Raw genomic sequence first — 11,242 nt, 5'->3', positions numbered from 1 at the left:
CAAATTAAAGAAGCACTTCTCTCTCGCCGTCAACTAAGGCGAGGAAGACGCAATCGCAAAACTCGATACCGTCAGGCACGATTCCTCAATCGCACTCGCCCCGAGGGTTGGCTTGCTCCATCGGGGCAGCATCGAATTGAAACAACACTCACATGGGTTCGCAAGTTAATTCGATTTGCTCCCATTGCCCGTATTGTTCAAGAGCTAGTGCGGTTCGATACCCAACTAATACAAAACCCTGAAATTTCAGGCGTACTGTATCAACAAGGAGAATTGCAGGGTTACGAAGTCCGGCAATATCTCTTAGAAAAATGGCATCGGCAGTGCGCTTATTGCTCGGCTGAAAATGTACCGTTCGAGGTGGAACACATTCACCCCAAGTCAAAAGGCGGTGCTGACAGAGTTTCTAACTTAACGCTGGCTTGTCACGATTGCAATCAAAAGAAAGGCAATCAGGATATTCGAGCATTCCTAGCAGCTAAACCCGACCGGCTATTCCGCATCCTCAAACAAGCAAAGCTACCACTCAAGGATGCAGCAGCAGTCAACTCAACCCGATGGGCATTGTTCAATGCACTTAAAGAAACGGGATTGCCCGTCACTACTGGTACGGGCGGGCAAACCAAGTTCAATCGCCATAGGTTAGGATTAGCTAAATCGCACTGGCTTGATGCTGCGTGTGCGGGCAACGTTCACACGCTCAAAGTATTGACTTCAAAGCCTTTGTTGATTGTGGCAAAAGGTCAGGGGACACGACAAATGTGCGGTACAAACCAGTACGGATTTCCCATTCGACACAAATCCAGAGTGCAAATTCACAAAGGGTTTCAGACTGGCGATATTGTCAGCGCAACCGTTACCGCAGGGAAGAAAGTCGGCTCTTATACAGGGCGGGTTCTATGTCGTGCTTCAGGCAGTTTTGATATCGTCACTAAGTCTGGGAGAGTGACAGGTGTTAGCCACAAGTATTGCAAAGCAATTCACAAAAAAGATGGCTATAGCTATGGGTTTTGAAGAAATTAAGTGAAGGCGACGGTTGTCGCTGCCGCTTTCCTCCCCATGTCTAAAGCCAGGGGCTTCTCGCTCGTTTTTCTGGTGATTTTAGTTTAGAGGGGGCGCTTAAAACATTTCAATTAAAATATTCGGAAGTAGCCGATTTGTTTGGCAAAGAACCAAAGTTAGAATGCAGCAAATTACTAGCAGAAACTCTCAAAGATAGCGTACCGTTAGCCGTAGCCAGCAACACCCAAAAATCCCGCGCTGAAATGATTGCAGCACCCATTTTAATCGAACTCAGAAAACAATTACAAAATCAAATTAGCTTATTTTCGGGTATTGACTTTAATGTTGACTCAGAAAAAGGTCTAAACGGAAGTTGCGATTTTATGATTGGCCATTCATCAGGACTCTTGTTAGTCGATGCACCAGTCATTATAATTGTAGAAGCAAAACCGGAAAATCTCAATAGTGAATTGGGACAGTGCGTAGCGAAAATGTTGGCAGCTAGCATATTTAATGAACGCGAGGGGAACGATATTCCTGAGATTTATGGGACTGTTACTAGCGGGACTACCTGGAGATTTATGAAACTAAAAGAACAAGTTATTGAAATTGACTTGACTGAATATTACCTCAGCGATGTCAATAAAATATTAGGGATCTTAGCCAGCGCAATCACTCATTAATAACAACTAATAACCGATGGAAACAACCCCCAGACTGCCGCCTCCAGCCACCGAATTGCCCACTCCTTGGAATTGGGCGCGCAAAAACTTATTTAGTACCTGGTACAACAGCATTCTGACGGTAGTCAGCCTAATTATCGCCTTCCAAACTATTAAAGGAATTATCGTTTGGGCAACAACAAAAGCTCAATGGCGCGTGTTAGAAGCCAACTTGCCGCTATTTTTTGTCGGCCGATTTCCCAGCGAATTCTACTGGCGGCTGTGGATAGTAACGGCGATAATTGCCTTGTTGGGAGGATTAACTTGGGGAAACATTCAACGGCAAGAACGTCTTTGGAATCCGCCTTTACTAATTATACTCGGCGCTGCGGTTGTGGGTGCGGTCATTTTGCCGATCGACCTAACCTCTCGCCTTTACCTGCTAGCAAATATTATTGTAGTGGCTGCCAGCTATGCCATCGTTCGGCAAATTAACCCAAAAATCATGGGTTGGATGCCTGCAATTTGGGTTCTTTCCTTCCCAATAATTTTGTGGCTAATTAAAGGCGGCTTGGGTTTGACAGAAGTGTCAACAAATGATTGGGGCGGTTTAGTATTGACGCTGTTTTTAGCAGTTATTAGTATTGTGCTTTCCTTTCCTTTGGGAGTATTGCTAGCACTCGGCCGACAAAGTTCTTTGCCAGTTGTGAGATTGTTATCCACATTATACATTGAAATTATTCGCGGTTTGCCTTTAATTGGCATTTTGTTTTTAGGTCAAGTGATGCTGCAACTATTCTTGCCGCCAGAATATCCCAAATTGGATAGAGTAATTAGAGCGATTGCTGGGCTGACTTTATTCAGTGCGGCATACTTGGCGGAAAACGTGCGCGGTGGCTTGCAGGCCGTGCCCAGAGGACAAATAGAAGCAGCAAGGTCGATCGGACTCAATACACCCCTGCTGACAATTCTAATTGTACTGCCTCAAGCGTTGCGAACGGTCATTCCGGCGATCGGCGGTCAATTCATCGGATTATTCATGGATACCTCCCTGCTTTCCCTGTTCGGAATGTTAGAATTAATCGGAATATCCCGCGCAGTTTTAGCAAATCCATCCTACATCGGCAGGTACGCCGAAGTTTACATATTCGTCGGCATCATCTATTGGGTATTTTGCTACTCAATGTCATTAGCCAGCCGCAAAATAGAACGAAGTCTAGAAAAAAGTCATTAATCCGCAGTCATTAGTCAGTAGTCATTAGTCAGTAGTCATTAGTCAGTAGTCATTAGTCATTAGAGAATTTGCAAACATGAATATCTATCAGCGTTCATCAGTGTCCATCAGCGGTTAAAAAATAAAAAAAATCATGGCAACTCAACCCACACTCCCAGAGACAGTAATCGTAGCAGAAAACGTCCACAAATGGTACGGACAATTTCACGTACTGCGCGGCGTCAGCATGACCGTAGACCGGGGCGAAGTCGTCGTAGTCATGGGCCCCTCGGGATCGGGAAAATCGACGTTTATTCGCACATTCAACGCCTTAGAAGAATACCAACAAGGTAAAATTACGATCGACGGCATAGAACTTTCCCACGACTTACGCAACATCGAGACAATTCGCCGGGAAGTAGGAATGGTATTTCAGCAATTCAACCTGTTTCCCCACTTATCAGTCTTGCAAAACGTCATGCTAGCGCCGATATGGGTGCGCCGCTGGCCGAAGAAAAAAGCTGAAGAAGTAGCGATGCAACTGTTAGAAAGAGTGGGGATTTTGGAACAAGCACAAAAATATCCCGGACAACTTTCTGGCGGACAGCAGCAGCGCGTCGCTATTGCGCGTTCTCTAGCAATGCAGCCTAAAATCATGCTGTTTGACGAACCGACCTCAGCATTAGACCCAGAAATGGTGCGGGAAGTTTTAGATGTAATGCGAAATTTGGCTCAAACTGGAATTACAATGGTGGTGGTGACTCACGAAGTCGGGTTTGCGCGCGAAGTTGCCGATCGCATTGTATTGATGGATGGCGGTGTTTTAGTGGAAGAAGCAGGGCCAGAAGAGTTTTTTCAGAATCCGAAAGAAGAACGCACTCGCAAGTTTTTATCTCAGATATTGTAGCAGTTGACAGTTGACAGTTGACGGTTGACAGTTGACAGTTGAACGAAGTTCGCCTTCGCAGACTGAAAAATAAATAGGGTTTTTAAGCCGGATTTGATCGGATGACTAAATTTTACGAATTACTCGATCGCATTCAAAAAAAACAGGGAATGTACATCGGTTCCCGTTCTATCAGCAACCTATTTATCTTCTTGTGTAGCTATCAAAACGCCCGCGATTTGCTCGCAATCCCCGTCACCGAAGAAGAGGAAGAATTTTCGGAATTTCAGCCTTGGTTGCAAAAAAGATTTGCTCTTAACTCCTCGGCTTCTTGGGCTAAAATTATTCTATTCTATTCAACCGATGAAAGTCATGCTTTTGAAACTTTCTTTGATTTGCTGGAATAATTTATTAAGAGAAAACATCCGTTAGATAAGGTAGAGAATGATAATTCTGCGGTTTTGATTTGTGATTGATTCCCTCGACCCGGATAACAGCGTTACAATGGTATATATAAGCCAGAAAATCTCAATTTTATATGCCATCAATAAAAACACTGCCACTGGTTAAAGATGCTGAACGCTTGGAAAGTCGCCTCAAAGAAATTCCGGCGGTTCCTGGTGTATATTTAATGCGCGATGAGAGCGATCGCATCCTTTACATCGGCAAATCCAAAAAACTCCGAAACCGCGTCCGTTCCTACTTCCGCGAAAGCCAAAATCTCAGTCCCCGCATCGCGATGATGGTGCAGCAAGTGCGCGAAATTGAATTCATCGCCACAGACACAGAAGCGGAAGCTTTAGCCTTAGAAGCAAACCTCGTAAAACAGCACCAACCTTACTTTAATGTCCTCCTCAAAGATGATAAAAAATATCCTTATTTGTGCATAACTTGGTCGGAAGAATACCCGCGCATTTTTATCACCCGCAAACGCCGCGCAGGTAGTGCAAAAGACCGCTATTACGGCCCCTACGTCGATACAGGGGCGCTGCGGACTACGCTGCATTTAATTAAGCGGATTTTCCCGCTGCGACAGCGCCCTCAACCGCTGTTTAAAGACCGTCCTTGCTTGAATTACGACATCGGGCGCTGCGTTGGCGTTTGTCAAGGGTTAACTTCGCCGGAGGAATACCGAAAAATTATCCAAAAAGTGGCGATGATTTTCCAGGGAAGAACTCAGGAATTACTCGATTTGTTAGCGCCGCAAATGGAACAAGCTGCCGAAGATTTAAACTTTGAAACTGCGGCGCGCCTTCGCGACCAAATTAAGGGTTTGCAGTCTTTGAGTGCGGGTCAAAAAGTCTCTTTACCCGACGATACGGTTTCCAGAGATGCGATCGCACTTGCAGCCGACACCCAGCACGCTTGCGTTCAATTGTTCCAGATTCGTGCCGGTCAATTGGTCGGAAGATTGGGATTTATGGCGGAAATACCCAGGGCGGGCACGGGGGCACCGCCCCTACAATCGGGGGGGGAAGAGTTATCTGAACTTTCTCTTTCCTCCCCCCCTTGGCAAGGGGGGGAACGAGGGGGGGTAGAGGCCGGAGCGATTTTGCAGCGGGTGTTGGAAGAACACTATCAAAATGTCGAATCTGTAGAAATTCCCAGCGAAATTTCAGTGCAGTACGAATTGCCAGAAGGGGAAATATTAGCTGATTGGTTGAGCAACCGCAAGGGGCGAAAAGTGACGATTTTGACACCGCAGCGGCAAACTAAGGCTGAGTTGATTGAGATGGTGGAACGCAACGCTGAGTATGAATTGGCGAGAATGCAAAGATTGAGCGATCGCAATTCTCAAGCAATGGAAGATTTAGCAGAAATTCTCGATTTGCCAGAAGTTCCTCGCCGCATTGAAGGTTACGATATTTCTCATATCCAAGGTTCTGACGCCGTAGCTTCCCGCGTCGTATTTATTGACGGTTTGCCGGCTAATCAACACTACCGTCATTACAAAATTAAAAATCCTGAAATTAAATCTGGTCATTCTGATGATTTTGCTAGTTTAGCAGAAGTTATCGGTCGCCGATTCCGAAATAAGAAGGAAGAAGGAAGTTCGGCAACGGATTTTGTAGCGGATTTAACAGATAGAAGAAAGGAAGATGAATTGAGTAATTTAGGAGAACCGGAAGAAATCAGTAGCTTTTCTTCTGTTTCTCATACTATTTCTGACAAACCGGACTTAATTATGATAGATGGTGGCAAAGGTCAACTGTCAGCAGTTGTGGCTGTTTTGCGGGAGATGAATTTGCTAGAAGAGTTGCGCGTTGTCAGTTTGGCAAAGCAGCGAGAGGAGATATTTTTGCCGGGGGAATCTTTGCCGCTGCCAACTAATTCTGAGCAGCCTGGGGTACAATTATTGCGCCGGGTGCGGGATGAGGCGCACAGGTTTGCTGTGAGTTTTCACCGGGATCGAAGAAGCGAGAGAATGAAGCGATCGCGCCTTGATGAAATTCCCGGGTTGGGACACCACCGACAAAAACAATTGTTAGCACATTTTCGGTCGATCGACTATCTGCGTTTAGCGACTCCCGAACAGTTGGCAGAAGTTTCTGGGATTGGCCCGCGTCTGGCGCAGCAAATTTACGATTATTTCCATCCGTAAAGCCTTACGCAGCATGGGAGACGGGGATTTTTGTGGCGAGGGGGCGATCGGCGAGTAAGTCCCGATTCAGCCACTTGGAGGCGGGTATTGAAAAATTTTGCACAGACCTATTGCAATCCCCAGAGACCTGTGGTATGTTTAGTTTCTGTGTGCGGGCATAGTTTAGTGGTAAAACTTTAGCCTTCCAAGCTAACTATGCGGGTTCGATTCCCGCTGCCCGCTTACTACAGTTAAAACCTCAAACTCACGAGAAATCAACGGTTTGAGGTTTTTTATTGCCCATTTTCTCGCTTGTCCAGGGATTGGATTGACTAGAAATTGAATACAAATTGGATACAATTTGCCTCGTTTGAATACAGAATGAATACAATCCATACCTAGACTGGGTTTGAGCCGTTCTCTGCTGCTAAAAGCCTTAGAATAGCGTTGATGTCAGCCAAGTCGGCCCTCGACTTTTTACGCCGCCCTTTCAACTGGTTGAGCAGGTCGGCCGCTTCTGGGAGTTCGATCGCGATCGGTGCTGCAATCTGTTCCGGTCGGCTGGCAAGTTGAGATTCTAGATTTTGGATTTCAGAGTACAAACCGTGCTCGCCGTGTACTTGGTCATTGAGTCCCTCGTTTACACCCTCTAAGAATTCGATTTCCTCACGTTGAGTTTTCAATTGCGCTAGTAAGTCTGAATTTTCCTCTTGCCACTCTGAGGCGTTTTGTTCGGCTGTGGCAAGTTGCGATCGCAATTTCTGCACGTCGGTCTTAAGCGTCCGTATCAGGTGATCGGAATTCTCTAGTTGGCGGCGTAACTCTGCATTCCCTGTTTCTAAGTTACCTAGCCTAGTCTGTAACTCAGTGTCTGTAACTATGGGTAACTCGGGAGAATCACCCGCGTCGGACTTTCCCGGCAGTTCACCCCGCAAAGCTTCTAGAGATTGTTGCAGCGCTTGCACTTGTAATTCTAGAGCTGTCAGCCTATCATCTGCAACCGTGTCGGTAACTGACTGAGCAACCGAGTCTGTAACCGATTGAGTAATTTTCTGTAACCGTGGTTCTGGTGGCACGTTTAGCGCTTCTGCAATCTCCTCAAGCTTTGCGGTGCTTAGTTCAGAGCTTTTTCCGACATACTTCTTGTGTAACTTTCCTGCAACCTTTCTGTAACCGTACCAATAATCCCCTCCCTTTCCCGATTCCTTGCGGACTGTGTAGGGCTTGCTTGCTCCGGTTGGCTCAAATCTAAACGACGTTACAGACTCTAACCACGTTGAACCTCTGGGAGAATCTAGCTCAAATACCTTTCCCGCAAACTCTACCGTTCCCTGCACTACCGATGGAATTGCCATTAGTTACCTACCTGTTACCTATACGTTTCTGTAACCAATATAAGTAACTTGTAGGTAACTGTCAAGTGGTTACACACGCTGCACGATTCCCCACCTACTCGTACAGCAGAATAGCAGCCAAGTTGACCGGGGAATTGACCAATTTTGCTATCAACCCAGGGTGCAGGGTGAGATATGCGAGTTGCAGAGTGAGTCGATCGGCGGGCAACTAGAAATTACCCGCCACAGGGTTAGAGTTTTCTCAGATAAGCAGGGGTGTAAGCGTCCCTCGGAATGACAACAATTACCCTCTCATTCTCAAGCTTGATGTAGTAGTCGGTCGCCGTAGCGCCGTAGCCAATATCACCAATCTCCCCTTTCCGACCCTGGTAGTCGCTATATAGTTGCGTAATTTCTACCCGATCGCCTACCTCAAAAGTTCGGGGCTTCTTGGTAGAGGTCGTCGCAGGCTTAGCAGCTTCTGTAGTACAGCTCATCATTGATGACTCAGAAGTTTCAGGAGGAGGTGTAAAAACGTCCACACTGTCCACACTTGAATCCAAAGGCATATCTAGAGAGGATTTAAGGGTGTGTACGTTAGTGTCCACACCACGTACACAGTTGTCCACAGTTGCCTCTAGAATTTGGTGTTTTTGTTCGTTAAGTGTGGACGTTGTGTACGTGGTGTGTACGCTAGCGTCCACGGCTGTAAGGCCTGCTGCGTATGAGATTTGGGCGACTGTGGACACTGTGGACGTTGGGTTGAGAGAAAACAGAATACTGTTCCCTTTTTGTGTAACCTCTCCATACTTCATAGTCATCAGTTCTCCGAACCAGTCTCGGATTTTTTGCGAAGTGGGTCGGTATTTTGGGTTAAAGCTGAGTAAGACCTCTCGTGCCGTTACCGTACCCCCTTTGCGTTCTGCCAGCGAGATGATTTTTGCGAGATTACTCTCCAGAGCATCCGGGCTGCAAACCTCAATATTTATGCTCAAAGCTTGCTGAGTCGTGTATTCAACCCACTTGATAGCGGCCGCAACTTGCTCGGCAGGGACTTTGCGTGAAACTTCAACCCCTAAGTGTGATGCGTGGATGCAGTGCAAAATGGTTGCGACGCGGCCAACCTTCTCGGCAGCCTTGCCTAGCATCGCCCGCATCCCTTGCTTGGGATGATTTAGCCGGAGTCGCTGACAGTGGTTGTAATAGTCCACAAACAACTTTCGGGCTTCCTCGTCTAGCTCGAATTGCATCATCGGGATGGCGTCCACATTTTCGTAGAGCGCTTGCAGCATCGGGTTGATGTCAATCTTTGACACACCTAAAGTTATCTGGGTTAAGGCTGGTGGCTGCTGTACAAATTCAAATCGAGCAAAGGTTCCGTTATCGTCGCTGCCGTCTCCCAGAAAGGGTTCTAATACCTTGGGCTGGATGTTTCCATAAATAGAAAGGGATACCGCACCGACGTTGACGGTAGTGCCGGCTGCACGTGCTACTACAGCACGGTTACCGCTCCAGCATTCAAGCAAGTCCTCTTTGTCGCTTCCCTTGCCGCTGCGGTACTGATTGGCTGATTTAAAGAATCCTGCAAGTTCATCACACAGCCAGAGTATCCCTTGGCTAGGGTTCCGACCTACCATCCCTGCTATCCCCTCCCATGTACCTTTAGTGATGTAGGGGATTGTCTCTACAGGGGCATCAGGCGCGGGGCCCTTGTTCTCGTCCTTGCTGTTTTTCCATTGTTCAAGCTCCTCTTTGTAGGCTTTTTCTTGGGCGTTGAACTTCTCTTGATTCCTTTGTCGCATTGCTGCCAGCGGGTCTGTAATCATGGCGTTCAATACCGGAGTCTTCATCTGGCTTGACTCAGCGATAAGAGCGCCGAAGTAGCCAAAAGTCCGACACCGATACCTGTTCCATTCCTCAACCAGCATTGTGCTGCTGCCATTCTTCAAGAATCTTGAGACACCAGAAATCAGTGCTAGCGCGTAACACTCAGGCTTCAGGTTCATGCGTCGCGCTACTTCTTCTATAGGAGCGGCCAGAGATTCAGGGAAAATTTCTGAGAGCTTGACGCTGGCAGATTTAGAGGCAAGTAGTTGGTCAATTCCGATTCTCGTGTCTGCAAGGTCGGACTCTTGCTCGAGCTCTTGCTCTAGCTCTTGCTCTAGCTCGTGATAGAGCGAGCGGATTTCTTGGGTTGACCTCCCGTATTTTTGCGACAGAGTTGCGATCGCAATTGTCAGGTCGGAGCGCTTGAGATTTTCCTCTAGCAGTTGGCAGACTTCAGTTTTTAGTTCTGAAAGTTCGCGGGCTTCAAACTTGGCATGAGTCAAAACTTTTGCTGCTGCCTGCGGGGAAGTCTTGAAAACTTTCTTCTCTCCGATCGCAGCTTTCACTTGGCTCGCCGAAAGTTTTTCGTGTTCTATCCAATCAAAGATGTCAAGCCCGCCGTTCTCTGGTAAGTTTTCCCAAGCTTTGCTTTCTGGGAAGGGATAGAGCCACAAAGCATCAGGGAAGTGTTCAGCCAGTTTGTCGGCGTGTTCAATTCCCTTTTTGTCTCGGTCAGGGACTATGACAATCACCTTTGCACCTTGCAAGTCCAAAGAGTCGGTAAGGGTGAACTTGCTACCGCCACCGATATTGGTAGTCGCAGGCATTCCAACCCACATTCCGCAGATGTGATTCATTTTACTGGTATTTTTGAAAAATCCCAGCTATCCAACTTTTTTAGTCTAACTTTTTTAACTTTAGTTTCTACTTTTTGTGAAAATTAGTAGACAATATCTCAAGTTGAATCCCGGCTTTTTTCCATGACAATAACTTGCTCAAGTTATCTGACAATACACTCCCATAAATCCATCGGTTTTTCTACCAATATAATAATTATATTGGCTAACAATTTATTTTGATCGAGTATTTTAATTTGAATCGGTCAAATCCTCCTGATTAAATAATCAGATAATATTGACGACAGATTGTACCTAAACAATCGAGAATCTTTTGATGTTCTACCGTTAAATTGCTCACTTACTTTTGTCCATTTACCCTTATCAAATGTACTGCCTGAAATACTTGAAATATCCAGCGCATAGTCGGTTTATTTGTTAATTTTTTACCTGATTCTTGACCGAAATTCCTGAAGATTCTAATTCTTGTCTTAGCTTTCTTTGTGCTAGGCTATAGACCAACAAACACAGTCCCATTATCATGGCAATTGCTTCTACTCTCTGAGGATTTTTTACGAAGACACTAGAAGTAAAAAACAACGGATCTTTCAGGAATCTAAATCCTCTTTCTGGAGATTGTTGCGCTTTGTATTCTTTGAGTACGTCGTCATTACTCAATTCATTTTTATCAATAATATTTGTTGCTAAAATAAATCTGCCTGCTCTAGTCTTTTCAGCTTCAATCACTTCTAATTTAGTCTCTAATTCACCTGTTACTCGATAATTAATTTGAGTGGGCATTGCCAATTTACTGGGTCTACCTGATTGCTCATATTCGGCTGTTTTTTGATATTGAATATTGTTAATTTTATGATATTTGAATGAATTTGATAATTTTTCT

General features: G+C 45.8%; 8 protein-coding genes, 1 tRNA gene and 1 pseudogene. 7 read left to right on the top strand and 3 right to left on the bottom strand.

Features of this window, described 5'->3' with window-relative positions; genetic code table 11:
- From iscB to QUB70_RS29270, 7 genes are all read left to right on the top strand, one after another.
- Positions 1-1,014, top strand: a 1,014-nt coding sequence (gene iscB, locus QUB70_RS29300; RefSeq protein WP_332985154.1) for an RNA-guided endonuclease IscB, incomplete at its 5' end; no start/stop codon positions are given.
- A gap of 143 nt (positions 1,015-1,157) precedes the next feature.
- Positions 1,158-1,685 carry a hypothetical protein gene (locus tag QUB70_RS29295; protein WP_332985152.1) on the top strand — a complete coding sequence of 176 codons (528 nt, stop codon included), beginning with the start codon at positions 1,158-1,160 and terminating at the stop codon, positions 1,683-1,685.
- Positions 1,686-1,701: 16 nt separating this feature from the next.
- The gene (locus QUB70_RS29290) at positions 1,702-2,898 is read left to right on the top strand and encodes an amino acid ABC transporter permease (protein WP_332985151.1); all 1,197 of its coding nucleotides are present in this window, start codon (positions 1,702-1,704) and stop codon (positions 2,896-2,898) included.
- Positions 2,899-3,031: 133 nt separating this feature from the next.
- A complete protein-coding gene (locus tag QUB70_RS29285) occupies positions 3,032-3,784 on the top strand; it encodes an amino acid ABC transporter ATP-binding protein (RefSeq protein WP_332985150.1) in 753 nt (250 codons plus the stop codon).
- A gap of 101 nt (positions 3,785-3,885) precedes the next feature.
- The gene (locus QUB70_RS29280; RefSeq protein WP_332985148.1) at positions 3,886-4,170 is read left to right on the top strand and encodes a hypothetical protein; all 285 of its coding nucleotides are present in this window, start codon (positions 3,886-3,888) and stop codon (positions 4,168-4,170) included.
- 131 nt (positions 4,171-4,301) lie between these two features.
- Positions 4,302-6,365 (top strand): excinuclease ABC subunit UvrC, encoded by a 2,064-nt coding sequence (gene uvrC, locus QUB70_RS29275; protein ID WP_332985146.1) that lies wholly within the window; start codon positions 4,302-4,304, stop codon positions 6,363-6,365.
- 151 nt (positions 6,366-6,516) lie between these two features.
- Positions 6,517-6,587: transfer RNA gene (locus tag QUB70_RS29270), tRNA-Gly, on the top strand.
- A 155-nt stretch (positions 6,588-6,742) separates the two neighbouring features.
- Here QUB70_RS29270 and QUB70_RS29265 read toward each other — a convergent pair.
- From QUB70_RS29265 to QUB70_RS29255, 3 genes and pseudogenes are all read right to left on the bottom strand, one after another.
- Entirely contained in the window at positions 6,743-7,699 is a 957-nt protein-coding gene (locus QUB70_RS29265; RefSeq protein WP_332985144.1) for a hypothetical protein, read from the bottom strand.
- Between the two features lie 230 nt (positions 7,700-7,929).
- Positions 7,930-10,362 carry a DUF3987 domain-containing protein gene (locus QUB70_RS29260; protein WP_332985143.1) on the bottom strand — a complete coding sequence of 811 codons (2,433 nt, stop codon included), beginning with the start codon at positions 10,360-10,362 and terminating at the stop codon, positions 7,930-7,932.
- 259 nt (positions 10,363-10,621) lie between these two features.
- Positions 10,622-11,199 (bottom strand): annotated as a pseudogene (locus QUB70_RS29255) (IS1634 family transposase).
- Positions 11,200-11,242: the final 43 nt, after the last annotated feature.

This window comes from Microcoleus sp. A003_D6, assembly GCF_036702825.1.
In the GTDB taxonomy this organism is placed as follows: domain Bacteria; phylum Cyanobacteriota; class Cyanobacteriia; order Cyanobacteriales; family Microcoleaceae; genus Microcoleus.
The sequence above is the reverse complement of the archived record's forward strand: the minus strand, read 5'-3'. Positions and strand labels throughout refer to the sequence as shown.